Source organism: Pseudoduganella albidiflava, assembly GCF_004322755.1.
Lineage (GTDB): Bacteria > Pseudomonadota > Gammaproteobacteria > Burkholderiales > Burkholderiaceae_D > Rugamonas > Rugamonas albidiflava.
This window is the reverse complement of record NZ_CP036401.1, coordinates 2076738-2100945: the sequence shown is the minus strand read 5'-3', so window position 1 is coordinate 2100945 and position 24208 is coordinate 2076738. Positions and strand designations below refer to the sequence as shown.

17 protein-coding genes are annotated in these 24208 nt (G+C 68.8%); 10 read left to right on the top strand and 7 right to left on the bottom strand.

Features of this window, described 5'->3' with window-relative positions:
- Positions 1 to 232 precede the first annotated feature (232 nt).
- Positions 233 to 1672, bottom strand: a complete 1440-nt coding sequence (locus EYF70_RS08850) for an ATP-binding protein (RefSeq protein ID WP_165497599.1) — start codon at positions 1670 to 1672, stop codon at positions 233 to 235.
- A 168-nt stretch (positions 1673 to 1840) separates the two neighbouring features.
- On the opposite strand from EYF70_RS08850, the gene EYF70_RS08845 reads away from it, so the two are divergent.
- The 5 genes from EYF70_RS08845 (at position 1841) to EYF70_RS08825 (ending at position 7289) form a co-directional block, all read left to right on the top strand.
- A complete protein-coding gene (locus tag EYF70_RS08845; RefSeq protein ID WP_229420769.1) occupies positions 1841 to 2479 on the top strand; it encodes a response regulator in 639 nt (212 codons plus the stop codon).
- A 132-nt stretch (positions 2480 to 2611) separates the two neighbouring features.
- A complete protein-coding gene (locus tag EYF70_RS08840) occupies positions 2612 to 5632 on the top strand; it encodes a CHASE domain-containing protein (protein ID WP_131145067.1) in 3021 nt (1006 codons plus the stop codon).
- A 4-nt stretch (positions 5633 to 5636) separates the two neighbouring features.
- Complete coding sequence (locus tag EYF70_RS31560) at positions 5637 to 6083, top strand: hypothetical protein (protein ID WP_229420768.1); 447 nt, start codon at positions 5637 to 5639, stop codon at positions 6081 to 6083.
- Between the two features lie 82 nt (positions 6084 to 6165).
- Positions 6166 to 6702 carry a dihydrofolate reductase family protein gene (locus tag EYF70_RS08830; RefSeq protein WP_131145066.1) on the top strand — a complete coding sequence of 179 codons (537 nt, stop codon included), beginning with the start codon at positions 6166 to 6168 and terminating at the stop codon, positions 6700 to 6702.
- Positions 6699 to 7289, top strand: coding sequence for a TetR/AcrR family transcriptional regulator (locus EYF70_RS08825; protein ID WP_131145065.1), 591 nt, complete (start codon positions 6699 to 6701; stop codon positions 7287 to 7289). Before EYF70_RS08830 ends, EYF70_RS08825 begins: the two co-directional genes overlap by 4 nt.
- A gap of 13 nt (positions 7290 to 7302) precedes the next feature.
- Here the strand turns inward: EYF70_RS08825 and EYF70_RS08820 are convergent, their stop codons facing one another.
- Both EYF70_RS08820 and EYF70_RS08815 read right to left on the bottom strand, forming a co-directional pair.
- Positions 7303 to 8799: an AMP nucleosidase gene (locus EYF70_RS08820; RefSeq protein WP_229420767.1), complete on the bottom strand. Its 1497-nt coding sequence runs from the start codon at positions 8797 to 8799 to the stop codon at positions 7303 to 7305.
- Positions 8800 to 8916: 117 nt separating this feature from the next.
- Positions 8917 to 9873 carry a ribose-phosphate diphosphokinase gene (locus tag EYF70_RS08815; RefSeq protein ID WP_131145063.1) on the bottom strand — a complete coding sequence of 319 codons (957 nt, stop codon included), beginning with the start codon at positions 9871 to 9873 and terminating at the stop codon, positions 8917 to 8919.
- A gap of 228 nt (positions 9874 to 10101) precedes the next feature.
- On the opposite strand from EYF70_RS08815, the gene EYF70_RS08810 reads away from it, so the two are divergent.
- On the top strand, positions 10102 to 12420 hold the full coding sequence (locus EYF70_RS08810) for a sensor histidine kinase (RefSeq protein WP_131145062.1): 2319 nt from the start codon (positions 10102 to 10104) through the stop codon (positions 12418 to 12420).
- Positions 12421 to 12732: 312 nt separating this feature from the next.
- The gene (locus tag EYF70_RS08805) at positions 12733 to 15759 is read left to right on the top strand and encodes a TonB-dependent receptor (RefSeq protein ID WP_131145061.1); all 3027 of its coding nucleotides are present in this window, start codon (positions 12733 to 12735) and stop codon (positions 15757 to 15759) included.
- Here EYF70_RS08805 and EYF70_RS08800 read toward each other — a convergent pair.
- Together EYF70_RS08800 and EYF70_RS08795 are read right to left on the bottom strand one after the other, a co-directional pair.
- Positions 15756 to 16877, bottom strand: a complete 1122-nt coding sequence (locus tag EYF70_RS08800) for a DUF5694 domain-containing protein (protein ID WP_229420766.1) — start codon at positions 16875 to 16877, stop codon at positions 15756 to 15758. The genes EYF70_RS08805 and EYF70_RS08800 overlap by 4 nt on opposite strands.
- Positions 16878 to 16992: 115 nt before the next feature.
- Positions 16993 to 18384 (bottom strand): MATE family efflux transporter, encoded by a 1392-nt coding sequence (locus EYF70_RS08795; RefSeq protein WP_229420765.1) that lies wholly within the window; start codon positions 18382 to 18384, stop codon positions 16993 to 16995.
- Between the two features lie 54 nt (positions 18385 to 18438).
- Between EYF70_RS08795 and EYF70_RS08790 the strand changes: the two genes are divergently transcribed.
- On the top strand, positions 18439 to 18837 hold the full coding sequence (locus EYF70_RS08790; protein WP_131145060.1) for a group III truncated hemoglobin: 399 nt from the start codon (positions 18439 to 18441) through the stop codon (positions 18835 to 18837).
- 70 nt (positions 18838 to 18907) lie between these two features.
- On the opposite strand, the gene EYF70_RS08785 is transcribed toward EYF70_RS08790, so the two are convergent.
- Entirely contained in the window at positions 18908 to 19291 is a 384-nt protein-coding gene (locus EYF70_RS08785) for a tautomerase family protein (RefSeq protein WP_131145059.1), read from the bottom strand.
- 206 nt (positions 19292 to 19497) lie between these two features.
- Here EYF70_RS08785 and EYF70_RS08780 point away from each other — a divergent pair, with 206 nt between their 5' ends.
- Positions 19498 to 20319: a hypothetical protein gene (locus tag EYF70_RS08780; protein WP_131145058.1), complete on the top strand. Its 822-nt coding sequence runs from the start codon at positions 19498 to 19500 to the stop codon at positions 20317 to 20319.
- A gap of 320 nt (positions 20320 to 20639) precedes the next feature.
- On the opposite strand, the gene udk is transcribed toward EYF70_RS08780, so the two are convergent.
- Positions 20640 to 21281: a uridine kinase gene (udk, locus tag EYF70_RS08775; protein WP_131145057.1), complete on the bottom strand. Its 642-nt coding sequence runs from the start codon at positions 21279 to 21281 to the stop codon at positions 20640 to 20642.
- Between the two features lie 145 nt (positions 21282 to 21426).
- Between udk and EYF70_RS08770 the strand changes: the two genes are divergently transcribed.
- Positions 21427 to 24147, top strand: a complete 2721-nt coding sequence (locus EYF70_RS08770; RefSeq protein WP_131145056.1) for a DUF4132 domain-containing protein — start codon at positions 21427 to 21429, stop codon at positions 24145 to 24147.
- Positions 24148 to 24208: the final 61 nt, after the last annotated feature.

Here is a 24208-nt window from a genome sequence, read left to right as displayed (position 1 = left end):
TTGTTTTGCTTTGCTTTGTTTTTGCTTTGTTTTTGCTTGTTTTGTGTGCGGCAAGCGACCAGGCAGCGTGAACTGCTGGCCTGGACCGATCTTAGGCGGGCCGCCGAAAACGATCCAATCAAATTTTACCAATTTGCAATATCATTTTTGGTATCGGATGCTCACTGGATGAGCAAAATGATCAGTTGCCTGATCATTTTACGGCGTGACGATGCGTTCTGGCGCGAAACGGTCAGCTATTGCCGAGAGACAATGCGTAGGCCCGTGTTGTAGAGAGGAGACGGAAGCGGGCGCCATGGCCGTGCTCGACCACGAGCAGCGAATGGGCCGCCAGCACGGCGAGGCTGTCGATCGCTTCGTAGGCCGATTGCGACGGGCGCAGCACCGCGGCTGCTTCATCGAGCGTGAACCAGGCCGGCAATCGCGCCAGGCGGCGCAGCGCCTCCTGCGCCGCCGGCGGCAGCAGCACATGGCTCCAGTCCAGCGCGGCACGCAGCGTGCGGTGGCGGGTGGTGGCGCCTGGCGGGCCTTGCAGCAGGCGCAGCATGTCGTCCAGCCCCGCCGCGATCCGGCGCAGGCCCAGTGCCGGCACCTGCGCGGCGGCCAGCTCGATCGCCAGCGGCAGGCCGTCGAGCCGGCGGCAGATCGCCGCGATCGACATCAGGTCGGCCGCATCGGGCAGGAAGGCGGTCGAGGCGACATCGGGTGAGCAGACATGCGTGGAGGCGTCATGCATCGACCCGGCAGGCGTGGAGGCACGAGGCGAGGCGGTGCTGGCCACGGCGGCGCGCGCCACGAACAGCGCGACGGCGCCGCTACCGGCCAGCCGGGCCGGATCCGTTTCCCCGGGCGGAGGCAGGTCCAGCGCGGGCACGCGCAGCACCGTTTCGCCGCTGGCCAGCAGCGGCTGCCGGCTGGTCGCCAGCACGCGCAGTTCCGGGCACTGCGCCAGCAGCGTTTCCACCAGCCGGCTGCAGGCGTCGGCCAGGTGTTCGCAATTGTCGAGTACCAGCAGCGCGGGGGCGAAACGCGGCGCGGCCGGCAGCCGGGCCGCCAGTCCAGCGGCCGAGCTCCAGCGCTGGCCCGGCATGCACCCCAGCGCCGCGGCGACGATGGCCAGCATGCCCTCTTCCGTGCCGGCCGCGTCGAGCCCGGCCCAGGCCACGGTGCCGCCATCGCGGTGCGCGGCCGCCAGTGCCAGCGCCGTCTTGCCGATGCCCGGTGCCCCCGCCAGGGTGACGAAACGGCTCGCGGCGACGCGCGCCAGCACATCGTCGACCAAGCCAGGACCGGCCGACACACGGCCGACCAGGTGCGGGGCCGGCCCTGGCAGCCGTGGCCGGGCAGCGGCGCGGCGCTCGGCCCGGCCGGCGAACAGGTAGCCGCGCCCGGCCACGGTGCCGATCAGCGCGCGGTCGTCGGCCAGCGCGCGGCGCAGCGCGGCGATCTGCACGCGCAGGTTGCCGTCGTCGATGTCCTGGCCCGGCCAGGCGCGCCGCAGCAGGTCGTCGCGGCTCAGCACGCGCCCGCCCGCCTCGATCAGTGCCTGCAGCAGGCGGGCGGCGCGCTGCCCCAGCGGCACCGGCGCGCCCCCTGCCGTGCGCAGTTCGCAGCGCGCCGGATCGAAGGTGTGCCGGCCGAACGCCAGTGCGCCCATAGTGTCTGTTTCCATGGCCGAAGGGTACGTGGCCAGGGCGCCGCGGCCCATCCCATAACGGGGCGGCATCCAGTGCCCCGATATGCGGGTGCCGCGATCCCCCGTTAGGGGAGGCCCGGCGACGCGGGGCTGCCAGCCCCGTTTGCCGGGTGTAAGATGCGCTTTTTTGGCGGGAGCGGCAGCATGCGGGAAACCTTGGGCGGCGCGCCGGTGCGCGTGATGGTGGTGGACGATCATCCGTTGATGCGCGAAGGGATCGCCGCCGTGCTGCCGGTCAGCGGCCGCTTCGAACTGGTGGCCGAGGCGGGCGATGGCCGCGAAGCGCTGGAACAGTTCGTGCGCCACCAGCCGGACGTGGTGCTGATGGACTTGCAGATGCCGGTGATGAATGGGCTCGATGCCATCGTGGCGATCCGCGAGATCGCGCCGCAGGCGCGCATCATCGTGCTGACCACCTACAAGGGCGACGTGCAGGTGCTGCGCGCGCTGAAGGCGGGCGCGATGGGCTACCTGTTGAAAAGCATGCTGCGCACCGAGCTGGCCGATGCCATCAACCGCGTGGTCGCCGGGCAGCGCCACATCCCGCCCGAGATCGCCATCGAACTGGCGGCGCATATCGATGCGGATGCCCTGTCCGCCCGCGAGACCGAGGTACTCGGCCTGGTCGCCGACGGCAATTCCAACAAGCGCGTGGCCCAGGCGCTCGGCATTGCCGAGGAAACCGTCAAGGCCCACATGAGCACCGTGCTCGGCAAGCTGGGCGCACGCGACCGCACGCATGCCGTCACGATCGCGATCCGCCGCGGCATCCTCGAACCCTGAGTTCCAGTTTTTCAGTTGCAATCCGATATGCCCGCATGATTTCGTGATGGTTCGGCCGAGCGTCGTGCGGTTCATGGCCGTTCAGTCAATAAGCGCGCGCTGACGAGCCGGTCCAGGGAGTACGATGGCGGCATGCCGATGTCCGCCCACCTTCCACCGGAGCCCGACCGTGCCGCGCGCCTGCTGCGACGCGCGCTGGCGCTGGGCACGCTGTGCGCGGGGCTGGCCGCCACGGCGCTGGTGTGGAACGGCCTGCGCGAAGGGCACGACCGCGAGGTACGCGCCGAGTTCGACTACCGGGTGCGCGAACTGCAAGCGCGCATCGCCCGGCGCATGGCCACCTACCAGCAGGTGCTGCGCGGCGCCCAGGCCTATGCGCTGGCCACCCCGCCGCTGCCCGGCGCCGCCGCGTTCCGCACCTATGTCGGCACCTTGCAGCTGCGCCAGGACTATCCCGGCATCCAGGGCATCGGTATCGCCCTGGTCGAGCGCGGCGCGACCATGCCGGCGGGCACGCAGCGCAGCAGCGTGGTGATGATCGAGCCGCTGGACGTGATGAACCGCCGCGCGCTGGGCTACGACATGTTCGCCGAACCGGTACGCCGCGCGGCGATGGAACGCGCCCGCGACACCGGCGATGCGGCGCTGTCGGGCCAGGTGCGCCTGGTGCAGGAAGGCAGCGGCACGGGGCAGCCGGGCTTCCTGATGTACCTGCCGCTGTACGCGCAAGCCGCGCAGGACATGCCGATGGGTGCGGCGAACAACGTGACGAACAACGTGACGAACAACGCGGCAAAGCGCGGGCGGGCCTTCCAGGGCTGGGTCTACGGCGCCTTCCGCATGCACGACTTCATGACGGGACTGAACGGCGAGCGCGAAGCCGACCTGCACGTGGCCGTGTACGACGCCACGCCCGAGCCGCCGAACTGCATGTATGGCTGCGCCTACCCGGACGGCACGGCGCGCCTGGACGAGCTGCGCACCATCGCCGTCGCCGGCCGTCCGTGGATCCTGCGGGTGCGCAGCAATCCCGTGTTCGAGGAGCGCATGGCATCGCAGCAGGCGGCCTGGGCCGGCGTGGCGGGCATCATCGTCAGCATCCTGTCGGCCCTGCTGGTGTGGCTGCTCGCGCAAGGCCGCGACCGGGCCCGCCAGCTGGCCCGCCGCATCACCGAAGACCTGCAGCGCTCGTACGGCAAGCTGCGCCATGAACGCAGCCGGCTGATCAGCATCCTCGATAACGCCAACGATGCGTTCGTGGCCGTGGATGCGGCCGGGGCGATCACGTACTGGAACGCGCAGGCCGAGCGCATCTTCGGCTGGAACGTCACCGAGGCGCTGGGCCGACCGCTGCGCCACCTGTTCCCCGGCGAACAGCCGGAACTGGACCGCCTGCTGGCGTTCGACGCCAGCGCGTTCGAGAACGGCCGTGGCCGGCGCCTGGAACTGGTGGCGGCCACCCGGGAAGGCTTGCCGGTACCGGTCGAGCTGTCGTGTTCGCGCGTGGACAGCGACGGTGCGCCGGCCCTGCACGGTTTCATCCGCGACCTGTCGGCAAGCAAGGCCGCGGCCACGCGCGAAGCACAGCGCCAGCAAGACCTTCAGCAGGCCCGGCAGGCGCTGAGCCGGGCGCAGAAACTGGAAGCGGTCGGCAAGCTGACGGGTGGCGTGGCCCACGACTTCAACAATGTCCTGCAAGTCATCTACGGCAATGTGCAGGCGGTGGCGATGGCGCCGCGTGCCCCGGATACGCCGCGCCGGCTGGCCGGTGCGCTGGCCGCCGTCGAGCGGGGCGCCAACCTGTCGCGCCAGCTGCTGGCGTTTGCCCGGCGCCAGCCGTTGGCCCCCGTGGTGATCAACCTGGCACGCCTGCTGCGCAATATCGACGACCTGCTGCACCGCGCGCTCGGCGAAGGCATCGAACTGGCGACGCGCGTGGAAGCGGGGCTGTGGAACACGCTGGCCGATCCGAACCAGCTGGAAAACGTGGTGCTGAACCTGGCGATCAACGCCCGCGATGCGATGGCGGGCCAGGGCCGGCTGACGATCGAACTGTCGAACGCCGTGCTGGACGAGCACTACGCCGCCGTGGTGCCGGACGCGGTGCCCGGCGACTATGTGCTGCTGGCGGTTTCCGATACCGGCAGCGGCATGCCGCCGGAAGTGCAGGAGCGCGTGTTCGAGCCCTTCTTCACCACCAAGCCGGAAGGCGAAGGCACCGGCCTCGGCCTCTCGATGGCCTATGGTTTCGTGCGCCAGACCGGCGGCCACATCCGCCTCTACAGCGAAGTGGGCGTGGGCACTACGATGCGCCTGTACTTCCCCCGCTCCGGTGCGCCGGAAGCCGCGCCGCCGGACGTGCCGCCGCCGGCCACCGGCGGCACGGAAACCATCCTGCTGGTGGACGACGACGCGGACGTGCGCGAGACCGTGACGGCGATGCTGCGCGGGCTGCGCTACACGGTGCTGGAAGCGGCCGACGCGGACGAGGCGATCCGCGTGCTGCGCACCGGGGCGCCGGTGGACCTGCTGTTCACCGACGTCGTCATGCCCGGCACCCTGCCCGTGTCCGAGCTGGCGCGGGTGGCGCGGCACCTGCGGCCCGGCCTGGCCGTGCTGTTCACCTCCGGCTACACGCAGGATGCGGCCCAGCATGGCGGCCAGCTGGAACCGGGCACGCACCTGCTGTCCAAGCCCTACCGCCGCGACGAACTGGCCAGCAAGGTGCGCGCCGTGCTCGATGAGCGGTCCGACCCGCCGCCTCAGGACTCGCCGCTGGCCCCGCAGCGCGTGCTGGTGGTGGAAGACAACGACGACCTGCGCGACCTCACGTGCGAGATGATCATGGCGCTGGGCTGGCAGGCCACCGGAGTGGGCAGCGCCGAGGCCGCGCTCGAATCGCTGGAAGCGGGCGGCATCGGCGCCGTCTTCACCGACGTGGAACTGCCCGGCATGAGCGGGCTGGCGCTGGCGCAGCGCCTGGCCGACAATCCCGAGCTGCCGGTGGTGATCGTCAGCGGCCGCGCCCTCGGCGACGACGTGCCGCCCGGCGTGCGCTTCCTCTTCAAGCCTTACCGCATCGATGCCGTGGAAGAGATCCTCGCGCAATTGCGCCTGCAGCGGCAGGAGACCGGCGAGCAGGGAATGGATTGACCGCATGCCGGCATCCGCGAAAAAGCCTGCCTTGCCCGGCAAATCGACTACCCAGGTCAAATCGGCCAAATCGGCCAAAGCGGTCAAGGCGGCCAAGCCACCCAGACCAGCCTCCAGTCCTGCCCCCTACCCCGTCACGCCGGATGGGCGCTATTTCGTCGTCAAGGGCCGCTTGTGGCGCACCAGCAATCCGCACCTGGCGCCCGACGTGAGGCAGCGCCTGGTGGAGCGGCTCATGGATGCGCGCCGCCAGGTCGGTGTCGCGAAAAAGGCCGGCGACGCCCAGGCCGAACGCAGCGCCCGCGCCGCCGTCGACGAGGCCAAGCGCGCCCTCGGCGAACGGGGCCCGGTCTGGTGGACCGACGGCGCTCCCGACGTCAACCGGCATATGGCAAAGAACACGCCGTATGCGGACTGGTACGAAACGCTCGACCACGAAGAGGAACGGTAAAGCAGCTTGGTCCGGCGGAAAAGCTTGGCACGGCGGTCGAAGCGCCCTAAAATATACTGCGTATATTTAATAGGAGAATCGCATGACCACGGGACACGTCTTCATCGCCACCAGCCTGGATGGCTTCATCGCCCGCCCCGATGGCGACATCGACTGGCTGCTCGCCCGGGACGATCCGGCCGAAGACCACGGCTACGACGCCTTCATCGCCGGCAAGGATGCCATCGTGATGGGCCGCGGCAGCTATGAAAAGGCGGTCACGTTCGATCCGTGGCCGTACGGCCTGCCGGTGCTGGTGCTGTCGAAGCAGCTGGCGGACACGCCGGTGCCGGCCGCGCTGCGCGGCAACGTAAGCTTTTCCAGCCTCGACCCGGCGCAGGCGCTGGCGCAACTGGACAAGGATGGCGTGCGCCGCGTGTATGTCGACGGCGGGCAGCTGGTGCAATCGTTCCTGCGCGAGGGGCTCATCGAGGACATGGTGATCACCACGGTGCCCGTGCTGATCGGCGCCGGCCGGCCGCTGTTCGGCGCCCTGCCGCGCGACCGGGACCTGCAACTGGTGGCCAGCCGCAGCTTCCCGTCGGGCCTGGTGCAATCGACCTACCGGCTGCTGCCGTGACGCGGCCCCGTGGCCGTCCCGCCCAGGGCAGCGGCGTGGCGCGCGACGCCATCCTCGCCGCCGCGCTGGCCCTGCTGGAAGAAGGCAATGGCGCCGGCCTGACGATGAGGGGCCTGGCGGCGCGGCTGGGCGTCACGCCGATGAGCCTGTACCACCACGTGGCCGACCGGACCGCCCTGCTGGTGGCCTTGTCGGACATGGTGTACGGCGAAGTGATGGTGCCCCCGGACGCCACCGGTTCGGCGGCAGGTCCTCCTGAAGAATGCCGCGCGGAACTGCGCGCGCTGCTGGTGCGCTACCACGATGCCGTGGGCCGGCATCCCCAGCTGACGCTGGCGATCTTCGCCGAGCCGGCCGCCTTTGCCGGGGTCACGCGGCGCATCACCGAACGGCTGGAGACCCTTCTGGCAATGCTCACGCCAGCGCACCTGCTGTGGCGCGACGTGCTGGTCGACCATGCGCATGGCAGCGGGCTGGCGCTGATGGCCGCGCGCGGCGATGCGCAGGCCGCCGCGGCGATGCGGGAACAATATGGCCGGGCCCTCGACTGCCTGCTGGCGGGAGCAGCCCGCCCGGCCGCGGAGTAGCCCGCGGCCCTGCTTACTGGAACGCCACCTCGGCAAAGCTGCGCAGCTTGCGGCTGTGCAGCCGGTCCACGCCCAGGGCGCGCAGCAGTTCCAGCGCCCGGATGCCGATGCGCAGGTGCTGGTCCACGCGGTCCCGGTAGAACTGGTTGGCCATGCCCGGCAGCTTGATCTCGCCGTGCAGCGGCTTGTCGGACACGCACAGCAGCGTGCCGTACGGCACCCGGAAGCGGAAGCCGTTGGCGGCGATGGTGGCGCTTTCCATGTCCAGCGCCACCGCGCGGCTTTGCGAGAAGCGCCGCTCCGGCGTGCGCTGCGGCAGCAGTTCCCAGTTGCGGTTGTCGGTGCTGGCCACCGTGCCGGTGCGCAGCACGCGCTTCAGGTCGTGGCCCGTCAGTTGCGTGACCTCCGCCACCGCGCCTTCGATAGCCACCTGCACCTCGGCCAGTGCGGGGATCGGCACCCATAGCGGCAGGTCTTCGTCCAGCACGTGGTCTTCGCGCACGTAGCCGTGGGCTAGCACGTAGTCGCCCAGCTGCTGCGTGTTGCGCAGGCCGGCGCAGTGGCCCAGCATCAGCCAGGCATGCGGGCGCAGCACGGCCACGTGGTCGGTGATCGTCTTGGCGTTGGCGGGGCCGACGCCGATGTTGACCATGCTGATGCCGCTGCCATCCTCGCGCACCAGGTGGTAGCCCGGCATCTGCGGCAGGCGCAGCGGCGGCGCGCCCAGCGTGTCCCCCGGCCGGGCATCCTGGCCCGCGCGGCGCGTGACGAGGTTGCCCGGTTCGACGAAAGCCACGTACTTGTCTTCCTCGCTGGCCGGTTCGCGGCTCATGATGGCATGGCCGAGGCGCACGAATTCGTCGATGTAGAACTGGTAGTTCGTGAACAGCACGAACTTCTGGAAGTGTTCCGGCGACGTTCCCGTGTAATGGCGCAGCCGCTGCAGCGAATAGTCGACGCGCGGCCCGGTGAACAGCGACAGCGGCAGCGCCTCGCCCGGTGCCGGATCGCAGGTGCCGTTGGCGATGCCGTCATCCATCGCGGCCAGGTTCGGCAGGTCGAACACGTCGCGCATCATCGCGCGGCGCTCCGGGCTCATGCTGCCTTCGATGTGGTCGTGCTCGGCGAACGAGAAATGGATCGGGATCGGCTGCGCCGACAGGCCCACCTCCAGCTGCACGTGCTGCTGGCCGTGGTTCTTCAGCAGCAGCCGGAATTGTTCATGGTAGTAGCGCGCGAACAGGTCGGGACGCGTCAGCGTGGTTTCATAGGTGCCGGGACCTTCGACGAAACCATACGAAAGCCGGGTGTCGGCGCGCGCGAACGTTTCCGTCTGCACGCGCACGAACGGGTAGCACGCGCGCACGTGGCTCGGCGTTTCGCCCTCCACGAAGCGCTGCAGGCTCTCGCGCAGGTGGCGGATGCTGCCGTCATAGATTTCCTGCACGCGCGCCAGCGCGGCGGCGGGATCGTCGAATCGTTCCGGGGGGATGAAGGGGCGGGTGGACACGGTGCACTCCTGTTCTTCTGTTGTTGTTCTTGATGTGATCCTAGCATGAGCGGCGGCGGCATGGCAGGCCGTACCGGGTGTGGCGAGGGCTGCGACGTTCATCGCAGCGGAAGACGATCATTGCAGCGGTACCTCGTCATGCAGCGCCCGGATCGCACGGGCGAACAGTGCGCCGCTGTCCAGCACCGTGAACAGGGGGCCGGCGCGGGTGCCGTCGTGCACGGTGTCGGCCACGGCGCCCGCGTCGAGCCCGGCGCGGGCCAGCGTACCGGCCGCGTCGCCGGCGAACACGGCATGCGTGGCCGCCGCCATCACCCGAGCCGCGCCGTGTTCCCGACTGGCTTCGACGGCGCGCGCCATCGTGCTGCCGGTGCCGATGATGTCGTCGAACACGATGGCCAGCTTGCCGGACACATCGCCGGCCATCAGGTCGCCCGTCAGTTCGCGGCCGCGGCGGTGCTTCTCGACGAAGGCCAGCGAGACCGGCCGGCCCAGCTCGCGTGCCAGCGCCGCCCGCAAGCCTTCGGCCCGGCGAATGCCGCCGCCATCCGGCGCCACCACGCACACCTCGTCGCTTCCCGCCACGCCGGCGAAATGCGCGGCGAACAGCGCGGCGCCGTCCAGGTGCTCGGTGCGGCAGCGGAAGGCGTTCTGGAAGGCCGACAGGTTGTGCACGTCCAGCGCCAGCACCGTGTCGGCGCCGGCCGCCTCCAGCAGCGTGGCCACGTAGCGCAGGGTCAGCGGATCGCCGACCTGGTGCCGCGTGTCCTGCCGCGCGAACGCCACGTAGGGCAGCACGGCCGTGACGCGCGCGGCGCCGGCATCGCGCAGCGCGCCGATGAAGAACAGCAGCCGGCACAGGCGGTCGCCGCTGCCCTGCCCCGGCCCGCCGGCCAGCGAATGGATCACGCAGGCATGGCCGCCGCGCACGGTGGCCGGGGCGCGCACCACGTACTCGCCGTCATCGAATTCCTTTTCCTCGTGGGCCGCCAGCGGCATGCCCAGGTGCATGGCCACGCGCTGGCCGAGCGGTGCGCTGCCAGCCAGCGCGAACAGGTGCAGGGGTGCGTTCATCGTCTCGTGCAAAGTATTCAAAGGGTCAAGGGATTAGGGTCAGGGACTAGGGTCAGGGATCAGGGTCAGGGATCAGGGTCGGGGCCAGGGTCTGGCAGATGTCCTTTATTGTAGGCGCAAGCAGCACATCTCCAGCGTACGCGGGCGTACAAAAGAGCCAGGACCGAGCTGCTACCATGCAAACTCCAGCGGTGCACCAGCCCCGCGAAGTGGCAGACACCGGGCGACATGACAGCCGAACCAAGCGATACCGACATCTTCATCCTCGGCCATGCGCCGCGGGCACGCGAATGGCTGCGCGCGCTGCCGTTCCGCGTGCGTGCGGTCACCGATACCTGGCTGGCGGCCGCCCAGCCGTGGCATGGCGTGCGGCTGGTGCTGTGCGCGCCCACCGTCGACGCCGGCCTGCTGGCCCGGCTGCGCGTGCTGCCGGCACTGCAGGATTGCGCCATGGTGGCCCTGTCGCCGGCGTGCGATGACGGCCGTGTCGAGTTCGACGACGTGGTCGACCTGGCCGCCAGCACGGCCGAAGCGTTCGCCGCGCGCATCCTGGCCACGCTGAACGGCGCCCGCGTGCGGGCCCGGCGCAATGCCCGGTACCGCCTGCTGCAACAGGTCGACGATGCCTTCCGCCACCTGGACGACCCGGGCGACATCGCGCTGGCCGCCGCCAGCCTGCTGGGCCGGCACCTGCGCGTCAACCGCTGCGCCTTCGCCGACGTGGAAGCGGACGAGGACACCTTCAACCTTACCGGCGACTACAACGCCGGCGTAGCCAGCATCGTCGGCCGCTACCGCTTCGCCGAGTTCGGCGCCGCCTGCCTGGCCGCCATGCGCGAAGGCGTGCCCTACGTCGTCGAGGATGCCGAGACCGACCCGCGCACGGCCGCCACGCTGGACCGCTACCGGCAGAGCGGCATCTACTCGGTAATCTGCGTGCCGGTGCGCAAGGAAGGCCGCTTCGTGGCCGCGATGGCGGTGCACACGGTCACGCCGCGCCGCTGGCGCACGGACGAAGTCTCGCTGCTGGTGGCGGTGGCCGAGCGCTGCCGCGAATCGATCGAACGGGGCCGCATCGCGCGCACGCTGCAGTCGAAGGAGGCCCGCTACCGTACCCTCGTCGAGACGATGTCCGCCGTGATCTGGCACATGGAAGGCGACTGCATGCGCGCCGGCGAGAACCCCAGCTGGTCGGCGTTTACCGGCCAGTTGCCGGAGGAATACGCGGGGGCCGGGTGGATGGACGCGCTGCACCCGCACGACCGGCCCGCCGCCGCGGCCGCATGGCACTCGGCCTTCACGCATGGGCATCCGTACGTGGCCAGCTACCGGTTGCGCCGGCACGATGGCGAATACCGCTACATGCTGTCGCGCGGTGCCGCCGTGCGCGCCGGCGAAACGGCCGTCGAGTGGGTCGGCAACTGCCTCGACGTGACCGATATCCGCCATGCCCAGGAAGCGCTGCGGGTAGCCAACACGCGGCTGCAGTTCACGCTCGATTCCGCGCAGATCGCCGACTGGGTCTACGATCCGGTGCGCCGCAGCGTCGGCGGCTCGGCGCGGCTGGCGCGGTTGCTCGGTTGCGATGCCAGTGCCGCGGAGTGGGAACTGGGCACGGTGACGGCCCGGGTGCACCCGGACGACCTGCCCCGGCTGGAGGCCAGTTTCCGCGCGGCTGTCGCGGCGGACCGGCCGTGGCGCGACGAGTGCCGGCTGGTCGGCGCGGACGGCAGGGAACGGTGGGTGGCAGCCCACGGCAGCCGCTACAGCGACGATCCCTCCACCGGCTGGCGCCTGCTGGGCATCGTCTACGACATCACGGCCCATAAACGTTCCGAGCAGGCGCTGCGCGAAGCCGATGCCCGCAAGGATGAATTCCTCGCCATGCTGGCCCACGAACTGCGCAATCCGCTCGCGCCGATCGGCGCCGCCGCCCAGGTGCTGGCGGTGGCCGGCGCGGATACGGCCAAGGTCTCGATGGCCAGCGCCGTCATCGGCCGCCAGGTGCGGCACATGGCCAGCCTGGTCGACGACCTGCTCGACGTTTCGCGCGTCAAGCGCGGTTTCGTGCGGCTGGAAAAGCGCCGCTGCGACATGGCCGCCGTGATCGGTGCCGCGCTCGAGCAAGTGCGTCCGCTGGCCGAGCGGCGCGGCCACCGGCTCACCGTCGGGCTGCCCGATCTGCAGGCCTGCGTCGACGGCGACGAGAAGCGCCTCGTGCAGGTCGTCGCCAACCTGCTCAACAACGCCGTCAAGTACACGCCCGACGGCGGCCGGATCGACATCGGGCTGGCCCTCGCCGCCAGCACCGCCGTGGTCACGGTGCGCGACAACGGCGTGGGCATGAGCGCCGATTTCCTCGAACGGGCCTTCGACGTGTTCGCCCAGGCCGACCAGAGCATCGCCCGCTCGCAGGGCGGCCTGGGGCTGGGCCTGGCGCTGGCCCGCAGCCTCGTCAGCGCCCACGGCGGCACCATCGACGCCGCCAGCGCCGGCCCCGGCAAGGGCGCCCTGTTCACCGTCACCCTCCCGCTCGCCACCGTCTAGCCCACCCCAAGTGCAAATTCCGGGGTCAGACCCATCGGGTCTGACCCCAGCCCTTCGCTGTTGGGGTGAATGCATGCGCTTTCAATGTGCCGGGCCGCTTGCCTTAACGGCCTGGGGCCAGACCCTGGTTCTGACTTTGACATCCACCACCGCCTCCCGCTCATCCCCATGAGCGAACTTGTGAATTTCATAATGTCGTTTCGTCGTTCTCTTAGTTGAAAACGATTGCAAACCCTCGGATGATTCCCATGCCTTTGGGTTTTTATAAATAGAAGACAACAGCGAACAACAACCATCGATGGGAGACGCAACATGGGCATCAAGGTACAGCTGAGGAAAACAGCCATCGCCGCCGGCGTGGCGCAGGTCGCCATGCTGGCCGCCAGCTCGGCCTGGGCGCAGCAGGCAAGCGCGGAACAGGAAGCCCCGGCCGCCGCCGTGGTCACGGTCACCGGGCAGCGCGCGGCACTGAACTCCGCACAGAAGATCAAGCAGCAATCGGACGAGATCGTCGATTCGATCGTCGCCGAGGATATCGGCAAGCTGCCGGACAAGTCGGTCACCGAAGTGCTGCAGCGCGTGGTGGGCGTGACCATCGACCGCATGCTGGCCAAGGGCGACGACGAGCACTTTTCGGTGGAAGGCTCGGGCGTGTCGATCCGCGGGCTGAACTACGTGCGCTCGGAACTGAACGGGCGCGATTCGTTCTCGGCCAACGGCGGCCGGGCGCTCAACTTCGAGGACGTGCCGCCCGAGCTGATGGCCGGCGTGGATGTCTACAAAAGCCCGTCGGCCGAGCAGATCGAAGGCGCGGTGGGCGGCCTGGTCAACCTGCGCACGGCGATGCCGTTCGACTTCAAGGGCTTCAAGTTCGGCGCGTCGCTCGACACCACGTATTCCGAACTGCGCAAGGACCGCGATACCCCGAGCGGCTCGGTGCTGGTGTCCCACCGGTGGAAGACCGGCCTGGGCGAATTCGGCGCGCTGATCGACGTGGCCTCGTCCAACAGCAAGGTGCGCACCGACGGCTTCCAGGTCGACGCCTACTTCCCGCGCGACGACGTGAAGCCGGGCAGCCGCGTCTGGGTACCGAAGGCGGCCCAGTGGCGCACCATGACGTACGACCGCGAACGCGACGGCATCTACGGCGCGCTGCAGTGGAAGCTGAACAACGAGCTGAAAAGCTCGCTCACCTACTTCAAGTCGAAGTACAAGATCCACTGGGATGAAAACGCGGTGTTCGCCTCGGCCGAACCGTACCGCGTGAAGCCCAGCGCCGACACGGTGTACGACGCCAACGGCGTGATGCTGGTCGGCACGCTGGAAACGCCCAACTCGACCGGCATCAACTTCGGCAACGACACGCGCTCGGCGGACCGCGAATCGTCGACCACCGATCTGGCCTGGAACGCCGAATGGCGCCCCAGCCAGGCCTGGACGCTGTCGGCCGACGTGCAGCGCATCCGTGCCCGTACCGCCGCCTTCGATTCGCTGATCGCCACCGGCATACTGGTACCGAAGGAACGGCTCGACCTGACCCGCGGCGTGCCGCACATCACCTTCGACGATGCCGACCGCGCCTTCCTGGTCGACCCCAAGAATTACTTCTGGGACTTCACGATGGAGCACCGCGACGCCAGCGTGGCCAACGAGACGGCCTGGCGCACGGATGCGAAATACACGTTCGACCACCCGGTGCTGCGCGACCTGCGCTTCGGCGTGCGCATGACGGACCGCGATTCGCTGAACACGAACTCGAACCCCAGCTACAACTGGGCGGCCGTGTCCGAACCGTGGATGCTGGGCTCGCAGATCGGCCAGCTGGCCTCGCTGGGCGACCCGCGCTTCGCCGGCGGCGCCTCGCTGCGCACCTTCCCCAACTACTTCAATGGCGACGCCCCGGCGCCGCCGCCGATGCTGTTCCCGGACGTGGCCCTGACCACCGGCTATCCGGGCAGCTACGCCAAGCTGCACAGCTACCACGAGATCCTGTGCGCGGAATTCGGTTCCACCTGCCAGCCGTGGAAGCCGGCCGAGTGGGGCACCAACCCGGCCGGCATCAACCGGCAGGAGGAAAAGACCAAGGCGCTCTACACCCAGCTGCGCTTCGGCTGGGACGACCTGCCCTACCCGGTCGACGGCAACGTGGGCGTGCGCTATGTGCGGACCAACATGAAGGCGGCCGGCTACGTCACCTTCACGCCGCCCGCCAACCTCGTGCCGCCGGGTTACACGGTGATCGGCCCGGCCGTGCCGCAGATTCCCGCCTATGCCGAAGCGCGCGACTATGAACGCAGCTACGGCAACGTGCTGCCCAGCCTGAACCTGCGCATGAAGGTGAACGACAGGCTGCAACTGCGCCTGGCGTTTTCCAAGGGGATTTCGCGGCCCGACTTTTCACAGCTGCAGGGCTACACGAGCCTGAGCCAGTCGATCACCGCATCGCCCGACGCGGCCTCCCAGCAGCTGGTCGTGTCGAGCAACAACCTCACCGGCACGGCGTCCGGCAATCCGTACCTGAAACCGGTGTCGTCGAAACAGCTCGACCTCACCGCCGAGTACTACTGGTCGCAGGTCGGCTCGTTCACGGTGGCCCTGTTCAACAAGGACCTGAAGGACATCATCATCAAGCAGCTGTCGACGTTCACGGTCGACGACACGTCCGGCAATCCGCAGGAGTTCGTCGTCGATTCGCCCGTCAACGGTGCCAAGGGCCGCGCCCGCGGCATCGAGCTGGCCTATCAACAATATTTTGATCAACTGAGCGACATGCTGCCCGGCTGGCTGTCCGGCTTCGGCGTGCAGGCCAACTTCACCTATGTCGACAGCGAGAAGGACCTGTACAACCCGGTCTTCCAGGAATACTGCTCGGGCGGCTCCACCCAGTCCAACCTGAACATGGCGCTGAACGGCTGCGACACGGATGGCCGCACCTTCGGCAACCTGCCGCTCGAAGGCCTGTCCAAGCGCGCCGCCAACCTGGCGTTCATGTACGACAAGGGACCGTGGTCGGCGCGGGTGGCCTATGCATGGCGTTCGAAAAGCCTGCTGACGGCCAGCGGCACGCGCGGCGGCGAAGCGCTCGACACCAACCCGGCCAGCCCCACCTTCGGCCAGCGCAACCTGAACTGGAGCCTGCCGGTATGGACCGACCAGTATGGCCAGGTCGACGCCTCGCTGTTCTACAAGATCAACGAGCACATGACCTTCGGGCTGGAAGGCACCAACCTGACCGATGCGATCTTCCGCCAGGTGATGCAGCAGCACATCGGCATGAAGGGCCGCGCGTGGTTCGCCTCGGGGCCGCGCTATTCGGCCAAGCTGCGCGTCAACTTCTAGGGAACCTGGGGAGGCCCGTCACTCCCCTGCCCCGATACCTCCCCCAATACCTGGCCGGATGGCACGATGCGCACGTCGTGCATCCGGTCCAGGTAGGCTTCCAGGTACCACTTGTGACTGGCGCCCACGATGACCAGGGTGCGGCTTCCCGGCACGGTGGCGATGGCCTCGCGGATATTCGAGGCCATGCGCAGGTTGCGCGTTTCCCAGTAGCCCAGGTAGCCGCGGCCGAACTGTTGCGGCGAAGGTTCCTCGAGGGCCGCGCCGAAATCGCTGTCGTAGATGAGCCTTGCCTGCGCTGGATCGTTCATGGCCCGGTACATCGCCAGTATCCCCTCCGGCTTGCCCAGTCCCGCCGCGAACTGCTCGTCCAGCTGCTTGCGCCGGGCGGTCGCGGGATTGTCCCAGGCTTTGGAAATGGCCGCGCCGTACGCTACCGGATCGGCATCCGGCGCGGCCGCTGTCTGGTCATCCATCGCGATCACGCGTTCGAGACCCAGCACCGCCGCCAGCGGCGCGGCGATCAGCGTATCTTCGCTGCGCCGTTCGCGCAAGTTGTCGAGCGCCGCGACCAGCGTGGCATCGAGGCCGCCATCGGCGCGCCGCTCCGCGTCCGGCAAGCGCAGCCACTGCACCAGCGCCGACACGGGTTCTCCGCCGGCCAGGAACACGGCGGCAAGGCGGCGGCGCTGGGCCGGCGTGGGGGCCGTGGGCCAGCCCGCCAGCAACCGGTCGATCTCGGCGGTGGCGGCCGGTACATCGAGGCCGGTCGCGGCGCGCGCCGGCTCCGGATCCCACTTGCAGAATGCCTGCACCGTCTCCTTGAAGCGGCTCGGATACCGCCGCATGAAATCGCACTGCGGACCGGAGCGCGCCTCGATGGCGACGATGCGGGGTTTCCAGGCAGCCAGGCGTTCCTGCAGGAGCCCGAGGCTGGCCGGCCGGAACGTGTCCGGAAGCGAGCGCAAATGGGGCGTGCCGAGCACCATCACTTCATTCGGCGTTCCCTTCGCCGGTCCCTTGAGGGCAGCCGGGTCGAATGGCTGCCGGGCGCCCGCGGCCGTGGCCGCGGCGTACAGCAGGGTAGCGATCAGCAGGCGGGTTCTATGTCGCGGCATCCGGTTGGTCTCCTGTGGGGTTCATGGAGGCGCTACTGTACGACGGGACCGGCCATGGGGACCCGGGCCATGCGACAGACTGCCGGTTGCGCGGCATGGATTGCAGCCGGGCCGGCTACATCCTCGGGCGCAGCTTGCGGCGCGCCGCCCGCGCATGCGGCACCCAGGCCTGCACGGCCCAGCGCCGCCACATGATCAGGCCGCGAATCCATTCGTCCGCGGCGAAGGCGATATACAGGCCGGCCAGGCCGAAGCCGAAGTGGATGCCCAGCACCCAGCTGCCGCCGGCCAGTACCAGCGCCATCGAAGCCGCGCCGGCCATCACGGGGAAGCGCACGTCGCCGGTGGCGCGCAGCGCGTTGATGACCACCAGGTTGAAGGTGCGGCCCAGTTCCACCAGCACGCCAATCCACAGCAAAATGCAGCCTTCGGCGATGATCGCCGGGTCGCTGGTAAAGGCGCCCAGCAGCCACGGGCCGGCCAGCGCCACGGCGCCCGCCACCACGCCGCTGATGACGAGCCCGCGCCCCAGCGACGTGCGCACCAGCCGGTGCGCCTCGCCCAGTTCGCCCGCGCCGACCATGTGGCCGACCATGATTTCCACGGCGAACGCGGTGGCCAGGCTGAACACGATCACCATGCTGCCGATCTGCTGCACGTAGGCGTGCGTGGCCAGCGCCGCGGCACCCAGCGTGCCGGCGGCGGCCATCGCGGCCATGAAGGCCAGCCGCCAGGCGATGTTCTCGGCCGCCGCCGGAATGCCGATGTGCAGCACCTCGGCCAGTTCCCGGCGCGGCAGGTGCCACCAGTCCGGCGCGCGGGTGACCAGGCCGAGATGCTGGCGCCACAGCACGAGGTGCAGCACCAGGCCGAGCGCGCGGCTGAGCGTGAGCGCGACGGCGAAGCCCGGCAGGCCCATGGCCGGCACCGGGCCCCAGCCCTGCATCAGCGGCACCGCCAGCAGCACGTGCGTGGTGTGCATGGCCAGCAGCACCAGCAGCGTGTCGCGGGTGCGCAGGTGGGCGCGCATCACGGCCGCCATCGAGGCATTCCAGGCATCGAACAGCAGCGCCGGCGCCAGCGCCATCAGGAACGGCGCCGCTAGCGGGAAGACGTCGTCCGGCGTCTGCAGCAGTTCCAGCAGCGGCCCGGCGCCGAATAGCGCTACCAGCGCCGTGACGACACCGATCCAGGTGCTCGCGCCGACCGACGCCAGCGCCACCCGGTTGGCGCCCTCGCGGTGCCCCGCCCCAAGGCTTTGCGTGATGACCACGCCGACGCCGGAACCGACGATGCGGAACAGCAGGAACAGGGTGACGGAAATGTTATGGGCGAACGCGAACGCCGCGCCGGCCGTGTCGGACAGGTGCGACGCCAGCCAGGTGCCGGCGACGCCGATGGCGACGGCCAGGACGAGTTCGACGAGCAGGGGCCACGCGAGCGTGAAGATGTGGGGACGGGGGGTAGTGGTGGAAAAGGACATGGCGGCGGCTGGGTAATCCGCCATTGTACGTGCTCCGGACGGCTACAATGGCGCATTCCCCCATTTTGCAACGCCGCCATGTACGCCGCCGCCGATCCCGCATCCCTCACCCGCCTGGTCCACGAATTCTACGCCGACGTACGGCGCGATGCCCTGCTGGCCGCCGTGTTCGGCCCCCGCATCGGCGACGACTGGGATGCGCACCTGGCGCGCATGGTGGCATTCTGGAGCGATGTGATGCTGGGCCGCAGGCCCGGCGTGCCGCCCTTCCAGGGCAATGTCTACGGCAAGCACATGACGCTCGAAGGCGTCACGCCGGCGCATTTCCAGCGCTGGCTGGACCTGTTCGACGCCACCGCGCGCCGCCTGTTCGAGACGCCGGTGGCCGACGAGTTGCTGGTGGTGGCGAAACGCATCGCCGCCAGCCTGCAATATGGCTTCTTCGGCAAGGTCGAGGTAGCCGGGCCTTCCGCCTGATCCGCTGCCGCCGGCGCCGCAGCGGCAGCGGATCGCGCGGCGGTGCGCCTCACGTCGCAGTGACGCCCACTTACGTCACATACTGCGCCTGCCCGTTGCCGAACGACCAGTTCTCCTTCTTCACTTCGAGCAGGTTGATGAACACATCTTCCGGCCGCACGCCCGCTTCGGCATGGAGGCCTTCGGCGATACGCTGGTAGAGCAGCTTCTTCTGCTCCACGGTGCGGCCTTCGCTGATGGTGATCTGAATGAACACCATCCCGTCGGTACGCTCGATGCCGAGGTAGGCGGGATCGTAGACGAAGTGCTGCTCGTCGTGCTCGTTGAGGATCTGGAAGTTGTCGCGGTCGGGCACGCCGATCGTGGCTTTCAGCGCCTCGTAGACCACGGCGCCGAGCTTGCGGACATGGGAAGGGTCGGGATTCCTGCGGATATCGATGCGGACCAGGGGCATGCGTTTCTCCTCGTAGCGTTGGGCAGCCGACTATAACCCGGGAATGGCGCGTGCAACTGGTCGGCAACTTTTCACCGATACCGATCGGCAGCGATCGTCCGGACATCGAGGTGCCGAAGCGGCACTGGCACGCCTGCCGCCAACCCGGCTTCACACCCGCGTCAACGGCGGTACGATATCTCAAGGGACGGGAACCGGAGAACGCCATGCAGCATATCTACAAGCCGGAAGAGCACTGGAACACGGAGACCGGCTTCCCGGCCGCCCTGGCGATCGGCGACTCCTGGTTCTGGTACCTGAACGACAGCATGCTGGGCACGCTGGTGCGGCACCCGGACATGTCGGCCGACCACAGCAACGTGCAGCTGGTCGGCTACAACGGCGCCCGCCTGCAGGACTACGTCGGCGACGGCCGCTTCGCCGACACCGTCGCCCATTTCCTCCAGCCGCCCTATGCGGAAACGTTCAGCGAGTTCTATATCAGCGGCGCCGGCAACGACGCGGTGGACGTGCGCCTGGCGCTGCACCCCGATTGCAGCGGCGCCCGCAGCGCCGCCGACTGCATCGACGACGTGCGGATGGACGAGCTGCTGGGCGACCTGGCCGCCGCGCTGGACCTGCTGGTCGCCGCGATCCGCGCCGGCACGCGTGCCACCGTGCTGCCCCGCCCCATCTTCATCCACGGCTACGATTACCCGGTGCCGGACGGGCGCGGCTTCGGCTTCGGCCTGATCCGCTCCGGCCCCTGGCTGGCGCCGGCGATGGACCTGTGCCGCGTGCCGGCCGACATGGCGCTGCGGCGCGACATCGCCCGGGAACTGATCGACCGGCTGAACGACGACGTCTTCGCCCCCCTGCACGATCCCGACGGGCACGTGATCCACATCGACAGCCGGGGGATCCTGCGGAACAGCGGCAGCTATACGGATGACTGGTCCAACGAAATGCATCCGACCAACCGGGGCTTCGAACGCCTGTTCGAAACGGCCTGGCTGCCCGCCCTGCGGCGCTACGGTATCGCCCGCTGAGCTGCGTCGCTTGCCTCTGTAGAGCCGCAAAGGTCTCTCCCCGACAGTTGGTGGCGCTATTCTGATCGCCGGCCATGACCAAGGGGGCTGACCCTGATGCCGCTTACCTTGGGCGTACTGGCATGCCGCTGGCGCGTGTAGTTACCCCAACCGCGAACTGCTGGGGTCAGACCCGGCGGGTCTGACCCCGGATTCTGCACTTGGGGTTGATTTATTCAAGCGGCATTTCGACCGACCCGGCTTTTGGCTGAAGAGACCGGAATGCACGCAATCGAACTTAACCATCCCTGTTTCAGCAGCAGCGTGATCACGTGCCGAGATCAGGGCTGCTTCAACCGCCCGATGACACTGGCCACCTTGGTCGTGATGACATCGACCGCGGGCACATTGGCGCCATGCGGCAGGATGACATCGGCGTGGCGCTTGGTCGGCTCGATGAACTGCTTGTGCATGGGGCGCACGGTTTCCAGGTACTGGCCGACGATGCTGTCGACCGAGCGGCCACGCTCGGCGATATCGCGCTGCATCCGGCGGATGAAGCGGACATCGGCGGCGGTGTCGACGAAGATCTTCAGCGACATCATGTCGCGCAGGTCGGCGTCGTACAGCGCGAACAGGCCCTCGATCACGATGACCGGGGCCGGCTTCACCGTGATGGTCTGGCTGGAGCGGTTGTCGATCGTGAAATCGTACACGGGCATCTCGATCGCCGCGCCACTGCGCAGGGCCGCCACGTGCTCGACCAGCAGCGGCCAGTCGAAGGCGTCGGGATGGTCGTAATTCTGCTTGCGGCGCACGTCGGGCGTGAGGTCGGACTGGTCGCGGTAGTAATCGTCCTGCATCACCACCGACACCGTCTCGGCACCAAAGGAAGCCAGCACCTGCTGGGATACCGTCGACTTGCCACTGCCGCTTCCGCCTGCAACACCAATGACGAACGGTAGGTAGGAAATATCGTTCATCCCCGAATGATACCGGAGATTGATACCGGAGATGGCGCCGCGGCGGGCGCCCCAAGGCTTTCAAGCCGCAAGTGACATTGCCTTATTGCTAACCGATAGCCTTCATGGCAGCATACGCAGCACTTTATTCGACCCTGCCCAGACCATGACGATTACCCTGCCTGGCGCGACTGCCGCCATCGACACCGCAACGCTGATCCACGCCAGCCTGCGCGGCCTCGACGCCCTCGTCCCGTCCCTCGGCGCCCGCGCCGCCGCCTTCGTCATCGACGGTGCCGGTGCCGGGGTCCTGGAAGAGCTGTCGAAGCTGGGTGTGGGCGGTCGCGACGCGCTCGGTGCGCCGGGCCGCGTGCGGGTCTGGCCGGGCGAGGGCCTGACGGATGGCCTGCGAAACACGCTATACCGCGATGTCGCCCCTTCCGCCACGAACATTGCCATGCTGGTCCGCCTCGGCAAGGTGCTCGCGGCCGCCGATGGCGGCATGTCGCTGGAAAAGACCGGCGCACCGATGCCCGACTGGCTGCATTACCTGCTGAACGACGCGCTGTGTGTCACCTGCATCCCGAGCCACTATCGGGCCGAGCCGCCGCCCCGCACCGCGTGGACGGTCGACCTGCTGGCTGCCATCCTGCGCCACGAAGGCCTGCCCGACACGATGGCGCTGCCCATCGTGTTCGAGCGAGGTGCGCTGCGCGAGTTCTACCATGGCCAGACGTACCGCCCGCTGCTGGCGCCCGGCGCGCTGGACGCCTGGCTGCTGGCGGCCCCGGATCGCGTGGCAGCGTGCGCGCGGGAAATGTCGAACAGCGGCAAGGTGATGCTGGCAACGCGCCTCGGCGCCGACAGCGCGCTGGCGGAGGCGTTCGCACCACTGCTGGCCGAGCTGGCATGCAGCGACACCATTAGCGTACGCACGGCCGCCGCCGCCCTGGTCACCGCCAGTGCGGCATTTGCCCCGACGCTGGCCGGCCTGCTGGCATCGAACAAGCTGGAAGTGCGTATCGAGGCGGCAAACTGGCTGGCCTGGCTGGGTGCCGAACGCGGGCGGACGGCGATTCCTGCCCTGCACGCCGCGCTGGCGAAGGAAACCCGCGAGACGGCCAGCGCGGCCATGCTGACGGCACTGGAAAGGCTGGGCGAGGATATCGCGCCGCTGCTGGCGCCGGAACGGCTGCTGGCCCAGGCGAAGAAGGCGTTGAAGGGCAAGCCGCCGGCCGGCCTGGCCTGGTTCGACATGGCGCAGTTGCCTGCCTGCCGCTGGGAAGATGGCAGCCCGGTGCCGCCCGAGATCATCCAGTGGTGGGTCGCCCTGGCGTACAAGTTGAAGGAACCGGGCGGCAATCCGCTGTTCGACCGCTACCTGGGCCTGCTGGACCGGGCCAGCCGCGCGGCGCTGGGCAGCCACGTGCTGCGGCAGTTCATCGCGCAGGATACGCGCGGCGCGTCGCACGACGAAGCGGTGGCGTATGCGAACGGCAAGGCGCCGCAACTGTATGCGGACTACCAGGAACTGGCGCAGCGCGAACCCGTATGGTTCGCCGAAAAGGGCAAGCTCACCTACGAGGAAGTGTTCGAGCAGTGCAAGCGCGAGAAGCTGGACATCTACCTGGGCACCGCGATCAACGAGAAAGGCATCCTGGCGCTGGCCTCCGGCATGGCCGGCCATGAAATGGTCACCGCCATCCGGCAATACATGCGCGACCATTACCCGCGGCGCGCGCAGGTCGAGGCGCTGCTGGAAGCGGCCGCCGCGTCCGACGATCCGGCGGCGATCCAGTTCGTGCTGGCCACCGCGCGGCGCTACCGCACCCGCTCCGTGAAGGAAAAGGCGCGCATGCTGGTTGACCGAATCGCCGCGCGCAACGGCTGGTCGGCAGATGAACTGGCCGACCGCACCGTGCCCACCGGCGGGCTGGATGAAAGCGGCACGCTGCAGCTCCACTACGGCAGCCGCGAGTTCACCGTCACGCTGGATGCGGCGATGAAGATCGTGCTGCGCAATGCCGAAGGCAAGACCGTCGCCGCCCTGCCCGAGCCCCGCAAGGACGACGACGCCGAAGCCATCGCCGAAGCCAAACAGCAGCTCACGCAGTGCAAGAAAGAAGTCAGGCAGGTCATCGAACAGCAGACCGCCCGGCTGTACGAAGCGATGTGCGCCGGCCGGGCCTGGCCGCTGGCGGACTGGCGGGAGTACGTGGAACGGCATCCGCTGGTCGGCCGGCTGGCGCAGCGGCTGGCGTGGATGACCGATGGCGGCCTGTGTTTCCGGCCGGCCGGCGACGGCACGCTGGTCGACACGAACGACGACGACGTCGCCCTGGACGAAGGCGCCACCGTGCGGCTGGCCCACGCCGCCCTGCTGCCGGCCGAGCAGGCCGCGGCCTGGCTGAAGCATTTCAAGGACTACAAGCTGGCGCCGCTGTTCGCCCAGATGACGCGCACGCTGCCGGCGCTGGACCTGCAGCGCAAGGGGGAGGGAAATTCGGCGCCGCTGGAGATCGCCGACCGCCAGGGCTGGCTGAGCGACGCGTTCACGCTGCGCGGCGCGTTCACGAAGCTGGGCTACCAGCGCACCGCCGACTTCGAAGGCCATTTCTTCACCACCTACCACAAGGAATTCCCGGCCGCCGGTATCCGCGTGGCGATCGAATTCACCGGCAATGCACTGCCCGAGGAAAACGTGCCTGCCGCCGTGAAGACGCTGGCCTTCCAGGCGATCACCCCGCGCGGCCAGGCCGACAGCCAGTTGCCGCTGGCCCAGGTACCGCCGGTGCTGCTGGCCGAAGCGTATGGCGACTATCACGCCGTGGCGGCATCGTCCCGGTTCGACGAACATTGGCAAAAGAAGGTGCCGTGGCAGTCATAAAAAGGGATGTGCCGTCGCGGCAGGACTGGCTTGCTGGATGAATGTTTCTTGCAGCCTTGTA